General features: G+C 73.9%; 25 protein-coding genes. 5 read left to right on the forward strand and 20 right to left on the reverse strand.

Annotated elements, in window-relative coordinates:
- Positions 1-19 precede the first annotated feature (19 nt).
- The 11 genes from LGQ04_RS07970 to LGQ04_RS08020 form a co-directional block, all read right to left on the reverse strand.
- A complete protein-coding gene (locus tag LGQ04_RS07970) occupies positions 20-1,066 on the reverse strand; it encodes a hypothetical protein (RefSeq protein ID WP_229243168.1) in 1,047 nt (348 codons plus the stop codon).
- Positions 1,063-1,386 carry a DUF202 domain-containing protein gene (locus LGQ04_RS07975; protein ID WP_229243169.1) on the reverse strand — a complete coding sequence of 108 codons (324 nt, stop codon included), beginning with the start codon at positions 1,384-1,386 and terminating at the stop codon, positions 1,063-1,065. The genes LGQ04_RS07970 and LGQ04_RS07975 overlap by 4 nt, the downstream gene beginning before the upstream one ends.
- On the reverse strand, positions 1,383-1,796 hold the full coding sequence (locus LGQ04_RS07980) for a YidH family protein (RefSeq protein ID WP_229243170.1): 414 nt from the start codon (positions 1,794-1,796) through the stop codon (positions 1,383-1,385). The genes LGQ04_RS07975 and LGQ04_RS07980 overlap by 4 nt, the downstream gene beginning before the upstream one ends.
- Before the next feature lie 2 nt (positions 1,797-1,798).
- On the reverse strand, positions 1,799-3,067 hold the full coding sequence (locus LGQ04_RS07985; RefSeq protein WP_229243514.1) for a thymidine phosphorylase: 1,269 nt from the start codon (positions 3,065-3,067) through the stop codon (positions 1,799-1,801).
- 143 nt (positions 3,068-3,210) lie between these two features.
- Complete coding sequence (locus tag LGQ04_RS07990; RefSeq protein WP_229243171.1) at positions 3,211-3,621, reverse strand: cytidine deaminase; 411 nt, start codon at positions 3,619-3,621, stop codon at positions 3,211-3,213.
- A 7-nt stretch (positions 3,622-3,628) separates the two neighbouring features.
- Positions 3,629-4,927 carry an ABC transporter permease gene (locus tag LGQ04_RS07995; protein WP_229243172.1) on the reverse strand — a complete coding sequence of 433 codons (1,299 nt, stop codon included), beginning with the start codon at positions 4,925-4,927 and terminating at the stop codon, positions 3,629-3,631.
- Entirely contained in the window at positions 4,924-6,243 is a 1,320-nt protein-coding gene (locus LGQ04_RS08000; RefSeq protein WP_372470009.1) for an ABC transporter permease, read from the reverse strand. Before LGQ04_RS08000 ends, LGQ04_RS07995 begins: the two co-directional genes overlap by 4 nt.
- A complete protein-coding gene (locus LGQ04_RS08005) occupies positions 6,240-7,847 on the reverse strand; it encodes an ABC transporter ATP-binding protein (RefSeq protein ID WP_229243173.1) in 1,608 nt (535 codons plus the stop codon). Before LGQ04_RS08005 ends, LGQ04_RS08000 begins: the two co-directional genes overlap by 4 nt.
- 199 nt (positions 7,848-8,046) lie before the next feature.
- Positions 8,047-9,138, reverse strand: a complete 1,092-nt coding sequence (locus LGQ04_RS08010; protein WP_229243174.1) for a BMP family lipoprotein — start codon at positions 9,136-9,138, stop codon at positions 8,047-8,049.
- 221 nt (positions 9,139-9,359) lie between these two features.
- Positions 9,360-10,613, reverse strand: a complete 1,254-nt coding sequence (locus LGQ04_RS08015; RefSeq protein WP_229243175.1) for an amidohydrolase — start codon at positions 10,611-10,613, stop codon at positions 9,360-9,362.
- Positions 10,610-11,749, reverse strand: a complete 1,140-nt coding sequence (locus LGQ04_RS08020; protein ID WP_229243176.1) for a mannose-1-phosphate guanylyltransferase — start codon at positions 11,747-11,749, stop codon at positions 10,610-10,612. Before LGQ04_RS08020 ends, LGQ04_RS08015 begins: the two co-directional genes overlap by 4 nt.
- Positions 11,750-11,984: 235 nt before the next feature.
- Between LGQ04_RS08020 and sdhC the strand changes: the two genes are divergently transcribed.
- From sdhC to LGQ04_RS08040, 4 genes are read left to right on the forward strand one after another with little or no spacing between them, the layout of a single operon-like run.
- Positions 11,985-12,368 carry a succinate dehydrogenase, cytochrome b556 subunit gene (gene sdhC / locus LGQ04_RS08025; protein WP_229243177.1) on the forward strand — a complete coding sequence of 128 codons (384 nt, stop codon included), beginning with the start codon at positions 11,985-11,987 and terminating at the stop codon, positions 12,366-12,368.
- Positions 12,368-12,835 (forward strand): succinate dehydrogenase hydrophobic membrane anchor subunit, encoded by a 468-nt coding sequence (locus tag LGQ04_RS08030; protein WP_229243178.1) that lies wholly within the window; start codon positions 12,368-12,370, stop codon positions 12,833-12,835. Before sdhC ends, LGQ04_RS08030 begins: the two co-directional genes overlap by 1 nt.
- A 45-nt stretch (positions 12,836-12,880) precedes the next feature.
- On the forward strand, positions 12,881-14,761 hold the full coding sequence (gene sdhA / locus LGQ04_RS08035; RefSeq protein ID WP_229243179.1) for a succinate dehydrogenase flavoprotein subunit: 1,881 nt from the start codon (positions 12,881-12,883) through the stop codon (positions 14,759-14,761).
- Entirely contained in the window at positions 14,761-15,534 is a 774-nt protein-coding gene (locus tag LGQ04_RS08040) for a succinate dehydrogenase iron-sulfur subunit (RefSeq protein WP_229243180.1), read from the forward strand. The genes sdhA and LGQ04_RS08040 overlap by 1 nt, the downstream gene beginning before the upstream one ends.
- 69 nt (positions 15,535-15,603) lie before the next feature.
- On the opposite strand, the gene LGQ04_RS08045 is transcribed toward LGQ04_RS08040, so the two are convergent.
- The 7 genes from LGQ04_RS08045 to sigE form a co-directional block, all read right to left on the reverse strand.
- Positions 15,604-16,755: a YihY/virulence factor BrkB family protein gene (locus LGQ04_RS08045; protein WP_229243181.1), complete on the reverse strand. Its 1,152-nt coding sequence runs from the start codon at positions 16,753-16,755 to the stop codon at positions 15,604-15,606.
- 9 nt (positions 16,756-16,764) lie between these two features.
- Positions 16,765-17,328, reverse strand: coding sequence for a 2'-5' RNA ligase family protein (locus LGQ04_RS08050; RefSeq protein WP_229243182.1), 564 nt, complete (start codon positions 17,326-17,328; stop codon positions 16,765-16,767).
- A complete protein-coding gene (gene trpS / locus LGQ04_RS08055) occupies positions 17,325-18,422 on the reverse strand; it encodes a tryptophan--tRNA ligase (protein ID WP_267494602.1) in 1,098 nt (365 codons plus the stop codon). The genes LGQ04_RS08050 and trpS overlap by 4 nt, the downstream gene beginning before the upstream one ends.
- Before the next feature lie 70 nt (positions 18,423-18,492).
- Positions 18,493-18,846 carry a twin-arginine translocase TatA/TatE family subunit gene (locus tag LGQ04_RS08060; protein WP_229243183.1) on the reverse strand — a complete coding sequence of 118 codons (354 nt, stop codon included), beginning with the start codon at positions 18,844-18,846 and terminating at the stop codon, positions 18,493-18,495.
- A gap of 9 nt (positions 18,847-18,855) precedes the next feature.
- On the reverse strand, positions 18,856-20,289 hold the full coding sequence (locus LGQ04_RS08065) for a S1C family serine protease (RefSeq protein WP_229243184.1): 1,434 nt from the start codon (positions 20,287-20,289) through the stop codon (positions 18,856-18,858).
- Entirely contained in the window at positions 20,286-21,197 is a 912-nt protein-coding gene (locus LGQ04_RS08070) for a zf-HC2 domain-containing protein (protein WP_229243185.1), read from the reverse strand. Before LGQ04_RS08070 ends, LGQ04_RS08065 begins: the two co-directional genes overlap by 4 nt.
- The gene (gene sigE / locus LGQ04_RS08075; protein WP_372470010.1) at positions 21,194-21,847 is read right to left on the reverse strand and encodes an RNA polymerase sigma factor SigE; all 654 of its coding nucleotides are present in this window, start codon (positions 21,845-21,847) and stop codon (positions 21,194-21,196) included. The genes LGQ04_RS08070 and sigE overlap by 4 nt, the downstream gene beginning before the upstream one ends.
- 277 nt (positions 21,848-22,124) lie before the next feature.
- Here sigE and LGQ04_RS08080 point away from each other — a divergent pair, with 277 nt between their 5' ends.
- Positions 22,125-22,730, forward strand: a complete 606-nt coding sequence (locus tag LGQ04_RS08080; RefSeq protein ID WP_229243187.1) for an O-methyltransferase — start codon at positions 22,125-22,127, stop codon at positions 22,728-22,730.
- A gap of 72 nt (positions 22,731-22,802) precedes the next feature.
- Here the strand turns inward: LGQ04_RS08080 and LGQ04_RS08085 are convergent, their stop codons facing one another.
- Positions 22,803-24,428, reverse strand: a complete 1,626-nt coding sequence (locus LGQ04_RS08085) for a leucyl aminopeptidase family protein (RefSeq protein WP_229243188.1) — start codon at positions 24,426-24,428, stop codon at positions 22,803-22,805.
- A 24-nt stretch (positions 24,429-24,452) separates the two neighbouring features.
- Positions 24,453-24,620: a DUF3117 domain-containing protein gene (locus tag LGQ04_RS08090; RefSeq protein ID WP_069387794.1), complete on the reverse strand. Its 168-nt coding sequence runs from the start codon at positions 24,618-24,620 to the stop codon at positions 24,453-24,455.
- Positions 24,621-24,723 lie beyond the last annotated feature (103 nt).

Consider the following 24,723-nt stretch of genomic DNA (forward strand, 5'->3'; position numbering starts at 1 on the left):
GGTGCGTCCGTCCCCATCCTCACGCGGTCGGCGGGTGGTCGCCAACGCGCGGCAGCACGCTGGGCAGCACGCCGGGCGGGGCGGTGGGCAGCAGGGCCCAGACGACGTGCGGCCACCCGCCGAGGGCGCGCCGCACGCCGGGGTGGTAGGCCCCGTGGGCGAGGTGGGCGGCGTCGATCCGGTGGAGGGTCCCGGAGGACGGCTCGTACACGTCGCAGGAGGTGGAGGGGCGCTCTCGGTCGCCGGGGCGCACCTCGGGGGCATCGTCGGGAACGGCGTCGGGCGCGGCGTCGGCACGGGTGAGGAGGACGACGTGGCGGGGGACGGCGGCCGCCGGACCGCCGGAGAGGTCTCCCCCGGTGAACAGCGGGACGGGGACACCGCGGGCGGCGGCGCGCAGGGCGGTGGTGAGGACGGCGTCGCCCTGCGGCGGGCCGACGACCCGGTGGGCGTAGCGGACGTCGGCGTAGCGGGCGACGCGCGCGGCGCCCCAGGGTGGTGTGCCGAGCGCGCCCGGCCAGGGGATCGGTCCGAGAGCGTGGCGGGTCGTCCGCCGCTTGAGGGTCTGCTGGAGGTGTCGCCAGCGGTCGACGGGTTCCTCCGGGCCGCGCGCAGCGGCCGTGCCGTGCGAGGAGCCGGGCGTCGCGCCGGTGACGAGCCAGAGCGCGAGCACCGGGTCGCCCGCGGCGGCGAGGAGGCCGAGGGCGGCGGACCCGCACGTCGTGCCGTCGACCTGATGGGCGTGCACGGGGCCGAGCGAGACCTGCTCGACGGGTCGGTCGCGGGCCGTGGTACGTCGCAGGGGGTCGAGGACGTAGCGGAGCACGTCGGCGTCGAGCCCGTCCAGGACGTGGGCGAGGGCGTCGACGACGCGTGGCGGGTGACCGCTGCGCCGGGCACGGTCGAGCGCGGCGGCGATCCCGGCGTCGGTCCGGGCCCCCGCTCCCGATCCGTCGGGAACGGGTGAGAGCACCGGAGACGGCACCGGGGGCCTGCGGTCGAGGACGGCGAGGACGTCGGTGAGCCGGAGCCTGCGCACGCGGTCGAGCGCCTGCCCCTCGCTCACAGCGACTCCACGGCGCGGGACAGCGCCCAGACGGCGCCGGTCCCGGCGAGCGCGAGGACGAGCAGGACGAGCCGGACGAGGAACGACCAGGAGCGGAGCCGCCCGTGGGAGGGGAGCCCGCCCGTGGGCGCGCGGACGACGACGCGCGGCACGGCAAGCACGGCCACGACGGACGCGGCGACGACCACGACGACGTGCCCGCTGCGCAGCCCGGCGGCGCCCAGGAGCAACGCCCCGACCACGACGCCGAGGATGGTGCGGTGCCAGGCGAGCGCCGTGCGCTCCGGCTGCAACCCCTCGTCGCGCGCGGGCCCGCTCACGTGCCGCCCGCCGCCCCGAGCCCGGCGGCGACGGAGTACGCGCCGATGAGCGCGGCGAGGAGGACGGCGCAGGTCACGAGGACCGGGAGACCGCTCGGCGCGGGCAGCGGCTCGCGCAGACGCAGCGCGCGTTCGTTGCGTCGCCACGAGACGAGGGCGTAGACGGCGCAGGCCGCCCCGACGAGGCAGGCGACGGCCGCGACGAGGTCGACCAGGCCGGGAAGGTTCGCGAACGTCGAGAACGACGTCAGCGCGACGCCGCCCGCGACGAGACCGACGCCCGTGCGGACCCACGCGAGAGCGGTGCGCTCGTTCGCGAGGCTGAACCGCGCGTCGGGCTCGGTGCCGACCCCGTAGACGGAGCGGGGGCGACGGTCGTCGCCTTCGGGCTCGTCGGGCTCGTGCGTCACGGTCAGTCGACGCGGCCGAGGACGACGGGCGTGCGTTCGACGTCGGTGCCGGGTGCGGCGATCTCCCACGCGCCGTCGAGCGCCTGGACGGCGCGGTCGATGCGCTCGGGCGTGTCCGTGTGCAGGGTCATGAGGTGCTGCCCGCGGTGCACCGGGTCCCCCGGCTTGGCGAACATCTCGACGCCTGCGCCGGCCTGCACGACGTCCTCCTTGCGGGCACGACCGGCGCCGAGCCGCCAGGCGGCGACGCCGACGGCATACGCGTCGAGCCGGGACATCACGCCGTCGCGGTCGGCGACCACGTGCTCCTTCTCGCGTGCCACGGGCAGCGGGGCGCGCGAGTCGCCGCCCTGCTCGGCGATCATCTCCCGCCACTTGTCCAGGGCACGCCCGCCGACGAGCGCGTGCTCGACGTCGTCCGGGTCCTGAGGGCGGCCGACCGCAGCGAGCATCTCCACGGCGAGCGCGACGGTGAGGTCGACGACGTCCTTCGGCCCCTTCCCCTGCATGACCTCGACGGACTCGCGCACCTCGAGGGCGTTGCCCGCGGTGAGGCCGAGCGGCGTCGACATGTCGGTGAGGAGCGCGACGGTGCGCACCCCCGCGTCCGTGCCGAGGTCGACCATGGTGCGGGCGAGCTCGCGGGCGGAGCCCAGGTCCTTCATGAACGCGCCCGTGCCGACCTTGACGTCGAGCACGAGCGCGCCGGTGCCCTCCGCGATCTTCTTGCTCATGATCGAGCTCGCGATGAGCGGGATCGACTCGACGGTCCCGGTGACGTCGCGCAGCGCGTAGAGCAGCCGGTCGGCGGGCGCGAGGCCGGAGCCTGCCTGGCAGATGACGGCGCCGACGTGCTCCAGCGCGTCCATCATCTGCGCGTTCGTCATGGAGGCACGCCAGCCCCGGACCGACTCGAGCTTGTCGAGCGTGCCGCCGGTGTGGCCGAGCCCGCGCCCGGAGAGCTGCGGCACCGCGACGCCGTACGACGCGACGAGCGGTGCGAGCGGCAGCGTGATCTTGTCCCCCACGCCGCCCGTGGAGTGCTTGTCCACCGTGGGGCGGGACAGGCCGGTGAAGTCCATGCGCTCGCCGGACGCGATCATCGCCTGCGTCCACCGCCCGATCTCCGTGCGGTCCATGCCGTTGAGGTAGATCGCCATGGCGAGCGCGGCCATCTGCTCCTCGGCGACGACCCCGCGCGTGTAGGCGTCGATCACCCAGTCGATCTGCGCGCCGTCGAGCAGCCCGCCGTCGCGCTTGGTGCGGATCACGTCGACCGCGTCGTACGGCTCGGGGGCGGGACCGGGGTCCGCCTCGACGCCCTGCTCCTCGCCACCCCTCTGCTGCCCGGTGCCGTCGTGCTCCGCGGCGCCGTCCGGCCCGAGGTCGGTGTCCTGGTTCCCGTCGTCGCCGGTCACGAGCGTCCCTCCAGATCGTCGGGCCCGAACGCGTCGGGCAGCACGTCCCTCATCGTCTTGATACCACGCACGGTGTCGACGAGCAGGTCGGGACCGCCGTGCTCCCACAGGAGCTGGCGGCAGCGGCCGCACGGCATGAGGACGGCCCCGTCCTGCCCGACGCACGCGAACGCGACGAGCCGTCCGCCGCCGCCCGTGACGAGGGCGCTCACGAGGGAGCACTCGGCGCAGAGCGTCACCCCGTAGGCGGCGTTCTCCACGTTGCAGCCCACGACGAGGCGCCCGTCGTCGACGAGCGCCGCCGCGCCCACCGGGAACCGGGAGTACGGGGCGTACGCGCGCCGCATGACGTCGCGCGCGGCGTCGCGCAGGGCGTCCCAGTCGACCCCGTCGGGTGCCTGCGTCATGCGGACCTCACTTCACGTAGGGCACGCCCGACGCCGCGGGGGCCCGCACCCGCCCGACGAGGCCCGCGACGGCGAAGATCGTCACGACGTACGGCGTCATGAGCATGATCTGGCTGGGGATCGGGGTCCCGACGATGCCGAGCACGGTCTGCAGGTTGTCGGAGAACCCGAAGAGCAGCGCCGCGGCGAGGGCACCGACCGGGTTCCACCGACCGAGGATCATCGCGGCGAGGGCGATGAAGCCCTTGCCGCCCGTCATCTCCTTGCCGAACGCGAGCCCTGCCGCGACCGTGAAGAACGCGCCGCCGAGCCCGGCGACCGCCCCGCCGAGGAGCGTGTTGCGCACGCGGGTCGCGTTGACCTTGATGCCGACGGTGTCCGCGGCCTTGGGGTGCTCGCCGACGGCCCGCAGCCGCAGGCCCCACCGGCTGCGGAAGAGGAAGATCTGCAGGACGATCACGGCCGCGTACATGAGGTACACGAGGAGCGTCTGGCGGAACAGGACGGGCCCGACCACCGGGATCTGCGACAGCACCGGGATCTCGATCACGGGCAGCGGGGTGCGCGAGTTCCACGTCCCGGGGTCCTCCGTGAGGACCGTCGAGTAGAGGTAGCTCGTCACGCCGACGACGAGCACGTTGAGCACGACGCCGACGATGATCTGGTTCACCCAGTACTTCACGGCGAAGACGACAAGCAGGAGGCCGACGAGGGCACCGGCGACGGGCGCCGCGAGGAGGCCCGCGTACGCGCTGGACGTGAGGGAGGCGACGACCGCCGCGAGGAACGCGCCCGCGAGGAGCTGGCCCTCGATCGCGATGTTGATGATGCCGACACGCTCGCACAGCACGCCGGACAGCGCGCCGAACACGAGCGGCACCGCGAGGAAGAGCGACCCCTGGAGCAGCCCCGTGAGCGGGATGGCGGACTTGTCCGCGCCGGCCCAGCACAGGAACGCGAGCACCACGAGCACGCCGAAGACGATCGGCAGCCACATGCCCGTCTTGCGGCGGTCGTACGCGGCCCAGAACGACAGTCCGGCGAGCATGAGCGCGAGGATCGACAGGAAGAGCGCCGCCCCCGTCGAGCTGACCGTGACCGGCTCGATCTGGAAGAAGTCGTCGGACGTCGACAGCCGGAAGGTCGTCTGGTGGCCGGACGCGGGGAGCAGCGCGAAGAGGACCAGCGAGACGAGGCCGACGACGGCGTAGACGATCGGGGCGCGCCAGCTGATCGGGGCCAAGGGCTTCGCGGCGGGACGGGACGCCGGGGGCGCCGCCGGTGCCGGGGTGGTCGCGGTGCTCATGCGCCGGCCTCCTGCGTCGTCGGGGTGGTCGGGGCCGTCGAGCGCCCACGGGCGGCCCGGCGTTCCGCACGGGTCGGCCCGCCGGGCGTGGGGAGGCGGAAGATCGCCCGGACGAGCGGCGGTGCGGCGATGAACAGCACGATGAGGGACTGCACGACGAGCACGATGTCGATGGGGGTGCCCGTGCGCGCCTGCATGGCGAACCCGCCGGCCCGCAGCGCCCCGAACAGCAGGCCCGCGAGCACGGTCCCCAGCGGACGGGACCGGCCGAGCAGGGCGACCGTGATGGCGTCGAATCCGAAGCTCGCCGCGACGCCCGCGGTGAGGACCTTCTCGGTGCCGAGGACCTGCGCCGACCCGGCGAGGCCGGCGAGCGCGCCCGCGATCGCCATGACCCACACCGTCACCCAGGGCACCGACATCCCGGCGGTGCGAGCCGCGTGCGGGTTCTCCCCGACCGCCCGGAACCGGAAGCCCAGCGTGGACCGCTCCATGAGCCACCAGACGCCGACGGCGGCGAGCAGCGCGAGGAGGAAGCCGAGGTGCAGGCGGTACCCCTCGCCGAGCAGCAGCGGGTAGGTCGCGCTCGACGGGATGGGCGGGCTGATGGGGTTCGAGCTACCGGGCCGCTGGAACGCGGGCGTCGTCAGCAGGTACGCGACGAGGTAGATCGCGATGTTGTTGAGCATGATCGTGACGATCACCTCGTGCGCACCGGTCCGGGCCTTGAGCACGCCGGCGATGCTCGCCCACAGCGCGCCGCCGAGCGCGGCGCCGAGCACCGCGAGGAAGAGGTGCAGGCCGGGCGGGAGGTCGAACGTGAAGCCGATGAACCCGGCGAACACCCCGCCGAGGATGATCTGCCCCTGGGCGCCGATGTTGAACAGGCCGGCGCGGAAGCCGATGCCGAGGCCCAGACCCGCGAAGATGAGCGGGACGGACACCGTCATGGTCTCCGTCAACGGGCGCAGCGCCCCCTCGACGGTGGACGCCTGGAAGTTCACCACCGACCCCTGGAACAGCGCGCTGTACGCGCCGAACACGGCGTTCCAGATCGCGGTGAGGGTGTCCAGGGGACGCGCGAAGAAGTAGGTCGCGGCCTCCTGCACCTCGGGGTCGGCCGCGGCGATGAGGACGCCCCCGAGGACGAGAGCGGCGACGATCGCGAGGAGCGACACGAGCCAGCTGCTCTCGAGCATCTCCCGCAGGAGGCTCTGCCCGGTGGGGCGGTCCGGGCGCTCGACGTCGCTGGGCGGGGCCGGCGTCGGCGGGACGGGCGGCTGGCCGCCGTCGTCGGGCGTGGCCTGCTGGGTCACTGGTCCTCCTCCTGGGAGACGCCGGGCGCGGGCTGCTGGTGGTCGGCCTCGAGGTCGGCCCCGCCGAGCGTCGTGTGGTGCCGGGCCGCCTGGGCGACCGCCTCGTCGAGCGGCACGCCGGCCATCATGAGCCCGAGCACGTCACGGTCCGTGTCGCCCGGCACGACCCCGACGACACGGCCGCGGTACATGACCGCGATCCGGTCGGCGAGGGCGAGCACCTCGTCGAGCTCAGTCGACACGATGATCACGGGGGTGCCCGCGTCGCGCTCGGCGACGATGCGCCGGTGCACGAACTCGATGGAACCGACGTCGAGCCCGCGGGTCGGCTGGGACGCGATGAGCAGCCGCAGCGGTCGCGACATCTCGCGCGCGAGCACCACCTTCTGCTGGTTGCCGCCCGACAGGGTGCCGGCCGGCGCCTCGACGGTCTGCGTGCGCACGTCGAACTCCTCGACGCGACGCTCCGCGTTGCTGCGGATGACGGACTTGTTGAGCGCGCCCGCTCGGGAGTAGGGCGCGGACGAGACGAGGTCGAGGACGAGGTTCTCCTCGACGGAGAACGTCCCGACGATGCCGTCGGTGCTGCGGTCCTCCGGGACGTAGCCGACCCCGGCGCGCAGCACGTCGGCGACCCCGCGGCCCACGAGCTCGGCGCCGTCGAGCCGGATCGACCCGGCGACGGGCCGGCGCAGGCCGACGATGGTCTCGGTGAGCTCGGTCTGGCCGTTGCCCTGGACGCCCGCCACGACGAGGATCTCGCCGCGCGCCACCTCGAGGTCGACCGCGTCGACGACGGCCGTGCCCACGGAGTCCAGCACGGACAGGTCGCGGACCTGGAACGTCGCCTCGCCGGTGTCCGCGGGGTCCTTGGCGACGCCGAGCGAGACGGACCGGCCGACCATGAGGGACGCGAGCTCGGTCTCGCTCGCGGTCGGCTCCGCGGTGCCGACGACCTTGCCGCGCCGGATCACGGTGATGCGGTCCGCGACGGCCCGGACCTCGCGCAGCTTGTGGGTGATGAAGACGATCGACGTGCCGGCCTCCTTGAGCTGGCGCATGATCGCGATGAGCTCGTCGGTCTCCTGCGGCGTCAGCACCGCCGTGGGCTCGTCGAGGATGAGGACGCGGGCGTCGCGCGAGAGCGCCTTGATGATCTCGACGCGCTGCTGGACGCCGACGGGGATGTCCTCGACCAGCGCGTCGGGGTCGACCTCGAACCCGAAGCGGTCGGAGATCTCCCGCACGAGCCCCCGCGCGCGCCGCGCGTCGATGAGGCCCCCGCCGCGGACCGGCTCGTGCCCGAGCGCGACGTTCTCGGCGACGGTGAAGACCGGGACGAGCATGAAGTGCTGGTGCACCATGCCGATCCCCGCGGCCATCGCGTCGCCCGGCCCGTCGAAGCTCACCGGGGCGTCGTCGACGAGGATCTCGCCGTCGTCCGGGTCGTACAGGCCGTAGAGCACGTTCATGAGCGTGCTCTTCCCTGCGCCGTTCTCCCCGAGCAGGGCGTGGATCTCGCCCGGCTCGATCACCAGGTCGATGTGGTCGTTGGCGACCAGGGACCCGAAGACCTTCGTGATCCCTCGCAGCTCCAGCTTCACCGGTGGGCCTCTCCCGTTCGTCCGAGTACTCCATCGAACCGCACCCGGCTCCGCGCTGTCGCGTCGAGGAGCCGTCGGCCCGCGGGACGGGCGGGTGCGCCCGCCGGTCAGGACGACGGTGGCCCGGGCGGGGTGCCCGGGCCACCGTCGGCGCGTCAGCGGGCCGGCGGCGGCCCGGTGACACGGTCGTGCACGTGCGTCAGGGAGTGTTGGGAGACTCGACGACGAGGTCGCCGGCGATGATCTGCTCCTGGTACTCCGCGAGCTTGTCCTGGAGCTCCGTCGGCACCGCGTCCTCGAAGTCGTGGAACGGCGCGAGCCCGACGCCCTCGTTCTCCAGCGTGCCCACGTACGGCTCGCTGCTGAACCCGTCGTCCGCGGCCTCGCTCACGGTGTCGAACACGGCCGGGCCGATCTGCTTCATCACCGACGTGAGGATGATGCTGCCGTAGTCGGTGGTGAGGAAGCCGTCGGAGTCGACCCAGATGATCTTCGCGTCCGCACCCTCGGCCGCGGCCGCCGCACCGAGACCCACCGGCCCGGCGACCGGCATGATGATGTCGGCACCCTGGTCGATGAAGCCCTGCGTGACGTTCTGGCCGTTCGCCTGGTTCTCGAAGTCGCCCGTGAAGGTGCCGGTCTGGGCCTCCTTGTCCCAGCCGAGCGTCTCCACCTCGGTGCCGTTGTCCTCGTTGTACTTCGCGACGCCGTCGACGAAGCCGTCCATGAAGATCGCGACGGACGGGATCTGGATGCCGCCGAACGTCGCGACGGTGCCCGACTCCGTCATCCCCGCGGCGAGGTACCCGGCGAGGAACGCCGCCTCGGCCGTGTTGAAGAGGATGGGCTTCGCGTTGTCCAGCTCGACCGGGTTGAAGTCGGCGTCCGAGAACGCGGAGTCGATGAGGGCGAAGTTGGTGTCCGTGTTCGCCTCGGCCGCGGCCTGGATCGGGTCCTCGAGGAGGAAGCCCACGCCGATGACGAGGTTGCAGCCCTGCTGGACGAGGTTGTCGATGTTGGGGCCGTAGTCGGTGTCGGCCTGCGACTCGACCTCGTGGATCGTGATGCCCAGCTCGTCCTCGGCCTTGAGCAGGCCCTCGTAGCCGGACTGGTTGAAGGACTGGTCGTCGAAGCCACCGGCGTCCGACACCATGCACGCGGAGAAGTCCGGGTTGCCCCCGGCCGTGTCCTCGCCGCCGGTCGTCTCCTCGTCCTCCGGCGCCGCGCCGCACGCGGCCAGCGCGAGCGCGGCGGCTGCCGCCAGCGCGGTGACCTGAGTCGCTCTCTTCACCTGTAGCTCCTGTCGCTGTCGTTGCTGGCCGCGCAGGGAGGAACCCTGCGGTCCCCCCGGGCGCCGTTGCACGGGAGGACCGGTCCGACGGCCTCATGGACGGAACACTAGCCAGGCTCGTGCGTCGCGCACGTTACTTGTCGGTAACGACGGCACTTCGTTATCCAAGCGTCACTTCGCGTCTCAGCGGCAGGACGACGGCGTCCAGCGTTCGGAACGGGTCAGCGGGACCCCGCGAGCACCCCGGTCTCCCCGAGCGCCGCGCGTGCGAGCAGGCGCACGCCGACGTCGATCGCCCGCTCGTCCACCTGCAGGTCGCCCTGGTGGATGTCGAACGACCGCCCGCCGGGCGTCCGGGTGCCGAGCCGCGCCATCGCGCCCGGAACCTTCGTGAGGTACCACGCGAAGTCCTCGCCGCCGAGCGACTGCTCGGTGAGCTGGACCGAGTCCGGGCCGAGGACGTCCCGCGCGGCCGCCTCCAGCACTGCCGTGCACCGCTCGTCGTTCTCGACGGGCGGGACGCCCCGCGTGTGGTGCACCGTCACCTCGACCTCGTACGGGGCGACGACCTGCTCGACCGCGTCGTGCAGCACCTGGCCCGCGAACTCCCACGCGCGCACGTCGAGGCAGCGCAGCGTCCCTCGCACCGTGCCCGTGCTCGGGATCGCGTTGTGCGCCGAACCCGCGTGCACCGCTCCCCAGGTGAGGTTGACGCCCGAGCGCGGGTCGAGGCGCCGTCCGAGGACCGCGGGCACCTGCGTGATGACCTGTCCCAGCGCGTAGACCACGTCGCCCGTGAGGTGCGGGCGCGACGTGTGCCCGCCCGGGGACGCGATGGTCACGGAGACCTCGTCGGACGCGGACGTGATGGGCCCGATGCGCGTCCCGACCTTGCCGACGTCCGTCTTCGGGTCGCAGTGCACGGCGTAGATCTCGTCCACGCCGTCGAGGCCGCCCGCGGCGAGCACGTCGAGGGACCCGCCCGGCTGCACCTCCTCGGCGGGCTGGAACACGAGCCGGACCCCCCGGCGCAGCCCGACCCGCGCGTGCAGGTCGGCCAGGACGAGACCGGCCCCCAGCACGACGGCGGTGTGGACGTCGTGCCCGCAGGCGTGGGCGACCCCGCTCACCGTCGAGGCCCACGGCAGGTCGCAGCGGTCCTGGACAGGGAGCGCGTCGATGTCCGCCCGCAGCGCCACGCGGTCCGGCGCGGGCACGGTCGAGGCGCCGTCCGCCGTCGGGACCGGGTCGCCCGGCGCGGGCCCGACGTCGCACACCAGCCCCGTCCCCGGGAGCGGTCGCGGGTCCAGGCCCGCAGCGCGGAGCCGCTCGAGCAGGAGGCCCGTGGTCCGCGTCTCCGCCCGGGAGACCTCCGGGTGCGCGTGCACGTCCCGGCGGATCGCGACGAGCTCGTCGGCGTACCGCGCCGCCGAGGCCTCGAGCTCGCGGGCGAGGGCCGATCCCTGTCCGCTCACAGCAGCTCGTCCAGCCCGAGCTCGCGCACCGTGTCGACCATGACCTTGACCTGCTGCGCGCGGGCCCGGGTCGTGACGAGGAGGGCGTCGGGCGTGTCGACGACGACGACGTCGTCCAGGCCGAGGACGGTGACGACGCGGTCCGCCGCGGGCACGACGACCGAGCCGGCGCTGTCCCGGCGCACGACACGGCCGGGGTCGCCGAGCACCTTCGACCCCGCGCCGTCGACCGACGGCAGGAGCGCGGCGAGGGAGTTGAAGTCGCCCACGTCGTCCCAGCCGAAGGTGCCCGGCACGACGGCGACCCCGCCGACGGCGGCCACCGGCTCGGCGACGGCGTGGTCGATGGCGATGCGTTCCAGGCCCGGCCACGTCTCGGCGAGCACCCGGTCGCGCTCCGGCCCGTCCCACGCACGGGCCACGGCCCGCAGCCCGTCGTGCAGCTCCGGTCGCTGGTCCGCGAGGTGCCCGAGCAGGACGGAGGTCCGGGCGACGAAGATCCCGGCGTTCCAGCGGTACTCCCCCGAGGCGAGGTAGCGCTGGGCGGTCGCGGCGTCGGGCTTCTCCGTGAACCCGCGGACGTGCAGCCCGCTGGGTGCTCCGGGGACGTCGAGCGGTGCCCCGCTGTGGACGTAGCCGAACGCCGTCGACGGGCGCGACGCGGCGATCCCGATCGTCGTGACGTACCCGGCGCGCGCCGCCTCGACCGCCTCGCGCACGGACGACTCGAAGGCGTCCTGCCCCGCGATGACCTGGTCGGCGGCGAACGACCCCACGACGACGTCGCCGTGACGCTCCTCGAGGACGGCGGCCGCGAGGCCGATCGCCGCCATGGAGTCTCGCGGCGAGGGTTCGGCGAGCACGTTGCGGGCCGGCAGGTCGGGGAGCTGGGTACGGGCCGCGGCGACGTGGTGGCCGCCGGTCACGAGGACGACGCCGTCGGTGCCGGCGAGCGGGGCGAGCCGGTCGACGGTCGCCTGCAGCAGCGTCCGCCCCGACCCGGTGAGGTCGAGCAGGAACTTGGGCGTCCCGGCGCGCGAGAGGGGCCACAGCCGGGTGCCCGCGCCCCCGGCAGGGACCACGGCGTGGAAGCCGGGGATCGGCGTGCTCGCGGTGCGGGACGCAGAAGGTGCCATGTGCGCAGCATAGTGACGCCGAGGGTTCCCCCGTCGGCTGTGGGATCCCTCACAAACACGCCCCGCTGACCGGGGCGGACGGCCTCCGCGGTCCGCAGCACGACGCCGGAGTCACTATGGTGATTCCAGAGACCGAAGCCGACGACGGCCTGACGAGGATCCCCCGGACGGGTCGGGTCGGCAGCGGGATCGCCCCGGCATCTCCCCCCTGACCTCGCCACAGGAGGCCCCCACAGTGCCCAGTGCACCCGCCGGCACGCTCTACCGCGGCCGCGAAGGGATGTGGTCGTGGGTCGCGCACCGCGTGACCGGCGTACTCATCTTCTTCTTCCTGCTCGTTCACGTGCTCGACACCGCGCTCGTGCGCGTCTCCCCCGAGGCGTACAACGCCGTCATCGGCACGTACCAGACGCCGATCATGGGGCTCGGCGAGGCGGGCCTCGTGGCCGCGATCGTCTTCCACGCCTTCAACGGCATCCGCATCATCCTCGTGGACTTCTGGGCCAAGGGCCCGAAGTACCAGCGCACCATGCTGTGGATCGTCGTCGGCCTGTGCGTCGTGACCATGGCCGGCTTCCTGCCGCGGCACCTCATGAACGTCTTCGGAGGGGGGCACTGATGGCCACCGCACCTACGGTCCAGGTCGCCGCGCCGCGCGACCCGTACCAGCGCCGCAAGGCGACGCGCAGCAACTACGAGCTGTACAGCTGGATCTTCATGCGCGCCTCGGGCGTCGTGCTGATCGTCCTCATCTTCGGCCACCTCTTCGTCAACCTCATGGTCGGCGAGGGCGTGCACGCCATCGACTTCGGCTTCGTCGCCGGCAAGTGGGCGTCGCCGTTCTGGCAGATCTGGGACCTGCTCATGCTGTGGCTCGCGATGTTCCACGGCACGAACGGGGTGCGCACGATCATCAACGACTACGCGGAGCGCGACGGCACCCGCCTCGTCCTCAAGCTCGCCCTCTACCTCGCGTTCACGGTCGTCACCGTGCTCGGCACGCTCGTCATCTTCACGTTCGAGCCGTGCCCCGCGAACGCCCCGGCCGAGCTGCTCGCGTCGTTCTGCACGGCCCCCCCGGTCTGACCCGCCCCCGCTCTCCCCGCTCTCTCCCAGGAGGCATCGACCCCGATGCAAACCCATCAGTACGACGTCGTCATCGTCGGCGCCGGCGGCGCCGGGTTGCGCGCGGCGCTGGAGTCCTCCGGCAAGGTCCGCACGGCCGTCATCTCCAAGCTCTACCCGACGCGCTCCCACACCGGTGCGGCGCAGGGCGGCATGTGCGCCGCGCTCGCCAACGTCGAGGAGGACAACTGGGAGTGGCACACGTTCGACACCGTCAAGGGCGGTGACTACCTCGTCGACCAGGACGCCGCGGAGATCATGGCCAAGGAGGCCATCGACGCCGTCCTCGACCTCGAGCGCATGGGTCTGCCGTTCAACCGCACGCCCGAGGGCCGGATCGACCAGCGCCGGTTCGGCGGTCACACCCGCAACCACGGCGAGGCGGCCGTGCGCCGCTCCTGCTACGCCGCGGACCGCACCGGCCACATGATCCTCCAGACGCTCTACCAGCAGTGCGTCAAGCAGGACGTGGAGTTCTTCAACGAGTTCTACGTGCTCGACCTCATCACCGACCACGACCTGTCGGCCGGCGAGATCCCCGACGACGAGCCGGTCACCGCGACCGGCGTGGTCGCCTACGACCTCGCGACCGGCGAGATCCACGTGTTCCAGGCGAAGGCGATCATCTTCGCGACGGGCGGCGCGGGCAAGATCTTCAAGACGACGTCCAACGCGCACACCCTCACGGGTGACGGCATGGCGCTGGCGTACCGCCGCGGGCTGCCGCTGGAGGACATGGAGTTCTTCCAGTTCCACCCGACCGGTCTCGCGGGCCTCGGCATCCTGCTGTCGGAGGCCGCCCGCGGCGAGGGCGGCATCCTCCGCAACGCCGACGGCGAGCGGTTCATGGAGCGCTACGCGCCGACGATCAAGGACCTCGCGCCCCGTGACATCGTCGCGCGCTCGATGGCGAACGAGGTCCGCGAGGGTCGAGGCGCAGGGCCGAACAAGGACTACGTCCTGCTCGACCTGACCCACCTCGAGCCGGCGCACATCGACGCGAAGCTCCCGGACATCACGGAGTTCGCCCGCACCTACCTCGGCATCGAGCCGTACACCGAGCCCGTGCCGGTCTACCCCACCGCGCACTACGCGATGGGCGGCATCCCGACGAACGTCGACGCCGAGGTGCTGCGCGACAGCCACAACGTCGTCAAGGGCCTCTACGCCGCCGGCGAGGTCGCGTGCGTGAGCGTGCACGGCTCCAACCGTCTCGGCACGAACTCGCTGCTCGACATCAACGTCTTCGGCAAGCGCGCGGGCCGCACGGCCGCTGCGTACGCGGCCACGGCGTCGTACACGGACCTCCCGGACAACCCCGCGGCCACGGTCGTGGCGCAGCTCGAGGAGATGCGCAACCGCCCCGACGGCGACCGCGTCGCCGACGTGCGCAAGGCGCTCCAGGAGACGATGGACGCCAACGCGCAGGTGTTCCGCACCGGCGAGTCGCTCACGCAGGCCCTCGCCGACATCCGCGACCTGCAGAAGCGGTACAAGAACGTGTCCGTGCAGGACAAGGGCCGCCTGTTCAACACCGACCTGCTCGAGGCGATCGAGCTCGGGTTCCTCCTCGACATCGCCGAGGTCACCGTCCTCGCGGCGCTCAACCGCAAGGAGTCCCGCGGCGGCCACTACCGCGAGGACTTCCCGCAGCGCGACGACGCGAACTACATGCTGCACACGATGGCGTACCGCCGTCCGACGACGGCCGGCACGGCCGGCACGGCCGGCACGGCCGGCACGGCCGGCACGGCCGACGAGGGTCTCGTCGACGGGCACGTCCCCGGCTACTTCGACCACGTGGAGCAGTTCGACGGCTACAAGGTCGCCCTGGGCTCCAAGCCCGTCACCCAGACCCGGTACGAGCCCATGGAGCGGAAGTACTGATGACTGCCACACTCGACGCACCCGCACCCGCACCCGAGGCCAAGGCCGGGGAGATCCCCTCGTTCGAGGTCACGCTGCGCATCCGCCGCTTCTCCCCCGAGTCGGAGCACGGCGAGGACGCGTACTGGGACGAGTACACCGTCCTCGCGCACGGCACCGACCGCGTGCTCGACGCGCTCCACAAGATCAAGTGGGAGCACGACGGCTCGCTCACGTTCCGTCGCTCGTGCGCGCACGGCGTGTGCGGCTCCGACGCGATGCGCATCAACGGCCGCAACCGGCTCGCGTGCAAGACGCTGCTCAAGGACGTCAACCCCGACAAGCCGATCACGGTCGAGCCGATCAAGGGCCTGCCCGTGGTCAAGGACCTTGTCGTGGACATGGAGCCGTTCTTCGCGTCGTACCGCGAGATCATGCCGTTCCTCATCACGTCGGGGAACGAGCCGAGCAAGGAGCGCCTGCAGTCGGCCGAGCAGCGCGAGCGGTTCGACGACACCACGAAGTGCATCCTCTGCGCCGCGTGCACGTCGTCCTGCCCCGTGTTCTGGACCGACGGCCAGTACTTCGGCCCCGCGGCGATCGTCAACGCGCACCGGTTCATCTTCGACAGCCGCGACGAGGGCGCCACGCAGCGCCTGGAGATCCTCAACGACAAGGAAGGCGTGTGGCGCTGCCGCACGACCTTCAACTGCACGGAGGCGTGCCCGCGCGGCATCGAGGTCACGAAGGCCATCCAGGAGGTCAAGCGCGCGATGATCACGCGCGCCTTCTGACCTGTTCCGCACGCACGGCGGGCCGTCTCCCCCGGGAGGCGGCCCGCCGTCGTCGGTCACGGGTCGTCGTCAGGCGTCGCGCGGCAGCCGTCCGCGGCGGACCCCGCGCACGACGGGGCTCCACGGGCGTCCGCGGCCGTGCCCCGCCCGGACGTGCTCCTCGCGGGACGACGGCGCACCGCCCGCCCCGTCCGCCGTCGCACCACGGTCCTGGATCGCCCCGCGGGCGTGCCGGCCCTGCCCGGTGCGCGGCCCGTCGACGACGGGCAGCTCCGGGCGACCGTCGCGGGCGTGGCGCGGTCCGCCCGGCTCCGGTTCCCGCTCCCGGGGCGGGTCGGCCATCCACGCGCACACGACGAGCAGCACGCGGGCGAGGAAGTTCACGAGCAGCAGCAGCGTGACGAGCACCGCGAACGACGCGAGCAGGGCGTTGCGCTGCGCGCTGCTCGCCACGATGCTCGTCCCCAGGTAGCGCAGCACGCCGAACGCGAGACCCGCCACGAGCGACCCGACGAGCAGGTCCGTGCGCTTGACGTCGACCCCGCCGAGGAACACGACGACGAGTGCGACGACGACGGCGTCGACGAGCACGCTCACGACCAGCCCCGCCGTCGTGACGAGGACCGCGGCACCCCCGGTGATCCCCAGGGCGTCCAGGGCCCGTGTCCCGACGGTGGTGACGACGATCCCGGCCGCGGTGGAGACGACGATGCTCAGCGCGAGGAGCACGAAGCCCACGAGCCCGCGCAGCCGGGCGAGGACGGGGCTCTGCCCGACGTCGCTCGCGCCGAACATCGTCCGGATGGCGCCGCGCAGGTGGTACATGAACGAGACCGCGGAGAAGAGCAGGACAAGACCGGCGACGACGCTCGTCAGGGTCGACCCCGAGTCCAGGAGGAGGTCCTCGGGCGCGAGGACTCCGCCCTTCCCGGTGTCGATCAGCCCCGGGATCAGCTCGTTGATCTGCTCGAACACCGCGTCCATGAGCTCCTCGCGACCCCCGAGGACCTGCATGAAGACGGTGTAGCCGATCGTCAGGGCGGCGAAGAGCGAGAACAGCGCCGAGTACGCGATGCCGCCGCACAGCAGGGCGCCCCGCGCGTAGAGGTAGCGGTAGACCGCCCGGCCCGGCCGGCTGTCCTTCCACCACTCGCCGAGGTCGCGGCCCTTCGCGGCGAGACGGCGGACCCCGGAGGGGCCGGAAGGAGCCGTCGACGTCACGGGCCGAGACTACGAGCCGTCGAGGACCACGGCATCCCCGGTGAGCGGGAACAGCCGCTCCGGGCGCCACACGCCGTCGTCGCCGTGCTCGTACAGGTGGAAGCCCGCGACGTCGAACTGCGTCTCGTACGTGGCCATCTCCTCGAAGGCCCGGTCGAGCGCGGCGTCGTCGACCTCGTGCGCGACGGTGACGTGCGGGTGGTAGTTGAACCGCAGGTCCTGGGCCAGCGGCCCCTGGCGCACCGCGCCCTCCAGCTGCTCGCACTCGACGATGCCCTCGACCACCTGGACGAAGACGACGGGTGACACGGGCCGGAAGCTCGCGCTCCCCCGCAGGTGGATCCGGAACGGCGCCGCCGTGGCGGCGACGCTCTCCAGGTGAGCGACGGCGCGGTCGAGCCCGTCCGGGTCGAGGACGGTCGGGCCCAGGAGGGTGATGTGCGGCGGGATCTCCGCAGCGAGCGGGTCCCCGAACCGCGCGCGGGCCTCCTGCAGGAGCGGCCCGTCCGGGTCGGGGACCGCGATGGCGACCCCGACCCGGACCTGGCCGGGCCTGCGCTCGGGCAGGTTCACGCCGTGCTACCGCCGACGGGCAGCAGGCCGACCCTGTCGTAGACCCGCGAGAGCGTCCCGGCCGCGATCTCGCGGGCCTTGGCGGCCCCGCGCGCGAGCACGGCGTCCAGCTCGGCCGGGTCCGCGAGGTAGGAGTTGGCGCGCTCCTGGAACGGGGCGAGGACGTCCACGACGACGTCGGCGAGGTCGACCTTGAGCCGTCCGTACCCCTGGCCGTCGTACTCGGCGGCGATCGCCTCGACGTCGCGGCCGGTGAGGGCCGAGTAGATCGTCAGCAGGTTCGACACCCCCGGCTTGGCGACCGGGTCGTAGCGGATCTCGTTCTCGGAGTCCGTGGCCGCGGAGCGGATGCGCTTCGCCGCGACCTTCGGGTCCTCGAGCAGCCAGATCACGCCCTTGCCGCCGGACGACGACTTGCTCATCTTCGCCGTCGGCTCCTGCAGGTCGAAGATCTTCGCGACCGAGCGGACGATGTGCGGCTCGGGCACCACCGCGGTCCCGTCGCCGAAGCGCGCGTTGAGACGCTCGGCGAGGTTCCGGGCGAGCTCGAGGTGCTGGCGCTGGTCCTCCCCCACGGGGACGAGCGCGGCGTCGTACAGGAGGATGTCGGCCGCCATGAGCACCGGGTAGGTGAACAGCCCGACCGTGGTGCCGTCGGTGCCCTGCTTCGCCGACTTGTCCTTGAACTGCGTCATCCGGCCGGCCTCGCCGAAGCCCGTCTGGCAGGAGAGCACCCACGACAGCTCCGCGTGCTGCGGGACGTGGGACTGCACGAACAGGGCCGAACGCTCCGGGTCCACCCCGCCTGCGAGGTACTGCGCCGCGGTGCGCCGCGTCCGCTCCCGCAGCCGCGCGGGGTCCGGGTTCACCGTGAGGGCGTGCAGGTCCACGACGCAGTAGAGCGCGTCGTACGAGTCCTGCAGCGCGACCCACTGGCTGAGCGCGCCGATGTAGTTGCCGAGCTGCAGCGAGTCCTCGGTGGGCTGCATGCCGGACAGGATGCGGGGCGCGGACCCGCTCGCCCCCGGCGTCGCGGGCTGCTGCGTGGTCACCGGCCGCGGTGTCGACCCGATCTCGGTCGCCTCGATGGACATTGCCCCATTCTGACAGGTGGGCACGCGCCGGACCGAATCGTCCTGCCCGTGGACGCTCCGGACGGGGGCGTCAGGTCGCCTCGTCGTCGAACGGCGCCGGTGCTCCCGCGGCGGGCGGGGCAGGCGGGGCCGGGGTCATGCGCGGTGCCGCGGCCCGGCTGGGTCCCGGCTCGTCGTCGAGCAGGGCCTCGCGGACGATGCGGCGCGGGTCGTACTGGCGCGGATCGAGCTTCGACCAGTCGACGTCGCCGATCTCCTCGCCGATCTCCGCGTCGACCCGGGCCTTCGCGTCCTTGAGGTAGCCGCGCGCGGAGCGCACGAACCCCCCGAGCTGCTCGGCGTAGTGCGGCAGACGCTCAGGACCGATGATGAGGACCGCCACGACGAGGAGCACCACGAACTCGGCCCCGTTGATCCCGAACACGGCGTCAGACTACTCGCTCGTGGCCTCGTCCAGGACGACGCGCAGGTCACGCTCCTGCTCGCCGGTCCGGACGCGCAGCACGACCGTGTCGCCCGGCGCCTTCGCGCGGATCGCGACGATGAGCTCGTCGGAGTCCGTCACGGGGCGCCCGTCGATCGCGAGGATGACGTCGCCGGGTCGCACGCCTGCCGCGTCGGCGGGCCCGTCCGCCGTCACCGGGGCCTGCCCCTGCTGCGCCTCGGTGGAGACCTGCACGCCCTCGCCCTGGTAGCGCTGGTCGAGCAGGACGCCGATCACGGGGTACGTCGCGACGCCGTCGGCGATGAGCTGCTCGGCCGTGCGCCGCGCCTGGTTCGACGGGATCGCGAACCCGAGCCCGATGCTGCCCGTGGCCGCCGTGGCACCGGGCGGCTGGGCGATGGCGGAGTTGATGCCGACGACCTGGCCGTTGCCGTCGACGAGCGGCCCGCCGGAGTTGCCCGGGTTGATGGCCGCGTCCGTCTGGATCGCGTTGATGAAGGCGGTCTGCGCCGCCTCCCCGGCCTGGACGGGGCGGTTGAGCGCGCTGACGATGCCCGTGGTGACGGTCCCGTTGAGCCCCAGCGGCGCGCCGACGGCGACGACCGGGTCCCCCACGACGACCTCGTCGGAGTCGGCGAGCGCGAGCGGCGTCAGTCCGGTGTCCTCGACCTTGACGACCGCCAGGTCGTAGTCGACCGTGCGCCCGACGAGCTCGGCGGGGCTCTCGTGACCGTCGGCGAACAGCACGGTGACCTCGCCGCCCTCGGCGGCACCGGCCACGACGTGGTTGTTCGTGAGGATGTACCCGTCGTCGCGCAGGACGAACCCGGAGCCCGTGGCGACGCCGTCGGACCCGCGCACCTCGAGCGAGACCACGCTCGGGAGCACCGTGGCGGCGATGTCGGCGACGGAGCCGTCGGGACGCTCGGCCGTCTCGTGCGCGACGCTCGCGGCCGGGAGACCGGCGGGGCCTGGTGCGGGCTCGTACCAGCGGTCGACGGCCACCCCGCCGAGCGCTCCGGCGGCGAGCGCGAGCACGACGAGACCGACGACGGCGCCCGGGCGGGGCCCGCGACGTCGGGCCGAGGCGGCGGGCGCGGGGTTCGGGGGCGCGACCAGGGTCGGGTCCACGCTCGGCCCGACGGGCGTGTGCACGGGCGACGCGGGGTACGGGTCGCCGAAGGACCGCAGCGGCCCCCAGGGGTCCTGCCCCGCGGGCGCCGCCGTGCCCGTGCCGGGCGGCGGCGGGACGGGCGGGACGCTGCCGTCGTGCCCGGTCGCGGGGGCCCGGTCCGGTCCGGGCGGGGCCGAGGGGGGCGGGACTGGGGACCCGGCCCGGTAGGCCGAGGGCGGGGCGAAGGGGTTGTGCGGCACGTCCGTGCGCCGCTCCGGCTCGGGGCCACCGGTCACGGGTTCGGTCATGAGGTACCGAGCGCTCCTGTCATGGTCGTCCAGCCCCGGGAGATCCGCGCGGGGACCCCGGCATCGTAGTCACGTGCCGGGAAGGCCGCCACGACGGCGAGGACGTGCTCGCGGTCCGCGCCCGAGGCCACGTCCACGACCGTGTCGCCGGACTGCCACACGACGTGCCACGGCTCGTCGGACAGCACGTGGACGGTCCGCCCGTCCACGTCCCACGTGTCGAGACCGGCCAGCGCCGCACCGTCCAGCACGCCGGGCTGCTCGCGGACGACGACCTCGCCCGCCGGGGTGCGGAGGTCGATCTCGAGCACGCCGGCGGCCTGCCGGACCGCGACGACGCTCGTCCCGTCGGGCAGGTGCGTCGGGGACGCCCAGCCGTCCTCGTCGAGCGACGCCAGCACCGCGGCGCCGTCCGCACCGTCGCGGCCGATCGTCGACGCGGGGGCGGCCTGCGCGAGCGCCACCACCGGGTCCATCCGGTGCAGGCTCGGCGTGACGGTGGGGCTGTCCCCGAGGGCGAACAGTCCCACGGCGGCGACGCCCACCCCGCCGGCCAGCACGGCGACGACGCGGCGGCGCACGGAGCGGGACCGCAGCTCGCCGCTCCAGGCCCCGCGCGGCAGCACCGCGGGCTGCGCACCCCACGGCTCCGCGCCCGACGGCGGTCGGCGCAGCGGGTCGTCGGCGGCCGGCGGGATCTGGGTCGACAGCGCGAGGAGACGCGCGGTGAGGTCGGGCGCGGGCTCGACGTGCGCGGCGTCGAGCAGGGCGCGACGTGCGGCCCGGGCCTCGGCGAGCTCGTGCGCGCACGCCGCGCAGCCCGCGACGTGCTCGAGCGCGCGCTCGGTCTCCGCCGGGGAGAGCCGGCCGTCGACGAGCGCGGAGAGCCGCGAGCCGAGGTGGCTCACGCGGCACCCCGCTGGGCAGGCACCGGGACGGGCTCGTGCGCGGTCGGCTGCACGGCGGGCGGCGGCGCGGCGGGCGGTGTCCGGTCGGCGGGGTCGCGGTGGGGCAGGGCCGCGCGCAGCTGCGAGCGTGCGCGATGGATCCGCGAGCGCACCGTCCCCAGCTTGATGCCGAGGGTCACCGCGATCTCCTCGTAGGACAGGCCCTCGATGTCGCACAGGACGACGGCAGCCCGGTACTCGGGCGAGAGCGCGTCGAGCGCCCGCTGGACGTCGTGGTCGAGGTTGGCGTGCTCGTAGCCGCGCTCCGGCGTGCCGAGCTCGGTCCGCGCGGCGTACTGGGCGTCGTCGTCCCCCATCGCCTCCATGCGGATGCGCTGCTTGCGGCGGACCTGGTCGAGGAAGAGGTTGGTGGTGATGCGGTGCAGCCACCCCTCGAACGTGCCGGGCGTGTAGCTCGACAGGGACCGGAACACCCGGACGAACGTCTCCTGGGTGAGGTCCTCGGCGTCGTGCCGGTCGCCCGTGAGGCGGTACGCGAGCCGGTAGACGCGCGCGGAGTGCTCACGGACGATCTCGTCCCACGACGGCGCGACCCACCCCGGGTGCGGGTCGTCGGTGCTGCGGGACCCTGCGTCGTTCACGCCGTCCATCGTCCCAGACAACGGCGGCGCCGTGCTCGCTGTTCCCGACCGCCCGGCCAACTCCGCGCGCGTCCCTCACACGACGTCCACTCCCCCGCGTCGGCGTGCGGATCGCCGGGCCGTCATCCCGGGCGGCCGGCACGAACGCGGGTACGATCCGAGACGACGGGGTCGCGCCGCGGCACCGGTCGTCCGCCGCCGGAACGACGGGCGCCCGCCCGAGCACGAGGAGACTGCGATCAACCACGACGTCGGCACCCACCGCAGCGCCAAGGCCGCGAGCTGGGTGTACTGCGAGGAGTTCGTCCCCGAGGACGAGGTGGTCCTGCGCGCGCGCGAGCGCGCCGCGGAGCTCGGCTGCCGCGCCGTCCGCCCGGGCGCGGGCGCCGTCCTGCGCGTCCTCGCCGCCTCGCTCGGCGCGCGCGCGGTCGTGGAGATCGGCACCGGCACGGGCGTGGCCTCGCTCTGGCTGCTGCGGGGCATGCCGGCGGACGGCGTCCTCACGACCATCGACGTCGAGGTCGAGCACCAGCGCGCCGCCAAGGAGGCCTTCGCCGAGGAGGGCGTCGCCCCGGCGCGCACCCGGGCGATCCCCGGCCGCGCCGCGGACGTGCTCCCCCGTCTGACCGACGGCGCGTACGACCTCGTGCTGGTCGCCGCGGACGCGCACGGCTACCCGGACTACGTGGAGCAGGCGCTGCGGCTGTTGCGGCCCGGCGGCGTCCTCGTCGTCGACGGCGCGCTCGCCCAGGACCAGGTCGCCGACCCGGCCCGCCGGGACGAGGTCACGACGATCGTGCGCGAGGTGGGACGCTCCCTGCGCGAGGACGAGCGCGTGCTGCCCGCCCTCCTGCCCAGCGGGGACGGGCTGCTGCTGGCCGTGCGTCGCTGACGGTCGCCGGTTCCGGTTCCGGCCCCGCGACGAACGACCCCGCGGCGAGCCGCTTCGGGGACGAGAGCGACGTCAGAGACGGTCGAGCGCCGCGAGGAGCAGGCGGGCGCCGTACCCCGTCGCCCCTTCCGTGACCTCGTGGCGGTCGGCGGTCGCCCGCGCCGGGCCCGCCACGTCGAGGTGCACCCAGGGCACGTCGCCCACGAACTCCCGCAGGAACAGCGCGGCCGTGACCGACCCGGCGCCCGGGTTGTCGATCGGCACGTGCCGCAGGTCGGCGACGTCGGAGCGCAGCGCGGGCGCGTAGTCCGCCACGAGCGGCATGCGCCAGACCCGCTCACCGGTCGCCGCGGCGGCCGCCTCGACCGCGGCGGCGGCGTCGTCGTCGGTCGCGTAGAGCGCCCCGTGACCCCGGCCCAGCCCGAGCGTCGCCGCGCCGGTGAGGGTCGCGACGTCGACCAGCACGTCGGGCGCGAGCTCGGCGCGCGCGAACGCGAGCGCGTCTGCGAGCACGAGGCGCCCCTCCGCGTCGGTGTTCGCCACCTCGACGGTCCGCCCGGACCACGTGCGCAGCACGTCGCCGGGGCGGTACGACGCGGCGCCCACGTGGTTCTCCGCGAGGGGCAGCACCGCGGTGACGCGGCGCGTCGACCGTGCGCGCGCGGCGCCGAGGACCACGGCGAGGGCCACCGCGGCGCCCGCCATGTCGGTCTTCATCGGGACCATGGCCTCGCGCGGCTTGATGGACAGCCCGCCCGTGTCGTAGGTGATGCCCTTGCCCACCACGACGACGTGGCGGTCGGACGTCCCGTCCCCGGGGGCGACGTCGTGGTCCCGCGGGTCGTAGGTCACGGTGACGAGGCGCGGCGGTCGGGCCGAGCCCGCGCCGACGGCGAGCAGCGCCCCGAACCCCTCCGCGGCGAGCTCCTCCGGCCCGCGCACGCGGACGTCCAGCCCTAGCTCGTCCGCGAGGTCCTGTGCCCGTCCGGCGAGCCACGCGGGATCCTTGACGTCGGCCGGGGTGTTCGTGAGGTCGCGCACGAGCCACGTCGCGCCGGCGCTGCGGCGGGCGGCCTCGATCGTTGGCTCGTCGTCGCGCCCGTCGGGACCGAGGAGCACGAGCTGGTGCGCAGGGGCGTCCGCGCCGGTCGCGCCGTCGCGCGCGTCCGACCTCCGTGCCGCCCCGCCGGTCCGGCGGGGCTGACGGTACGCAGCGAGCAGGTAGCCCTCCGCGAACGCGCGCACGCCCGTCGCGTCGGCGTCCCCCGTCACGGCGCTCACGACCCGCTCGAGACCCCGGGTGGCGCGCGCCAGCGTCGCTCCGGCCCGGCGCAGGTCGCCCTCGTCGGCGTCGCCGACGCCGAGCAGGACGAGGCGTGTCGGGAGCCCCGCCCAGGGGAGCCGCGTCGTCGAGCCCACGTGGGCACGCGGGAGGTCCACGGTGACGACGTCGCCCGACCGCCCGCGGAAGGACGGCCCGCCCGCACGGTCGGCGAGCTCGGCCAGGTCGACGCCGTAGCGCGCCGCGGCCTCGGCCGTCCCCGCGCGCGGCTGCGGCCCGTCGCCGCGCTCGCGCGCCGGGGCGACCGCGACGACCAGCGCCGCGACGTCGTCCTCGGTGAGGAGCGGGGAGTCGTGCACGGTCCCGCGCGCCGCCACCACCTCGGGCAGCGGGCGCACGGTCCAGGCCGGCGTCACCGCACCTGCGTCACGTGACGCCAATCAGCCCACCACGGCCTGCAGCGCGTCCCCGAGCTCGCTCGCCTCGGTCGCGTTGAGCTCCACCACGAGCCGGCCCCCGCCCTCGAGCGGGACGCGCATCACGATGCCACGCCCCTCCTTGGTGACCTCCAGCGGGCCGTCACCCGTCCGCGGCTTCATCGCAGCCATTGGTGGCTCTCCATTTCCGTTGTCCCGATCCGCCCCGCGTGCGCGAGGAGGGGCCTTCGGCCCGCAGGCCCGACCGAGCCCGGGCAGGCGCAGCGCCACCCGG

It is taken from the genome of Cellulosimicrobium marinum (assembly GCF_020551945.1).
Taxonomy (GTDB): Bacteria; Actinomycetota; Actinomycetes; order Actinomycetales; family Cellulomonadaceae; genus Cellulosimicrobium; species Cellulosimicrobium marinum.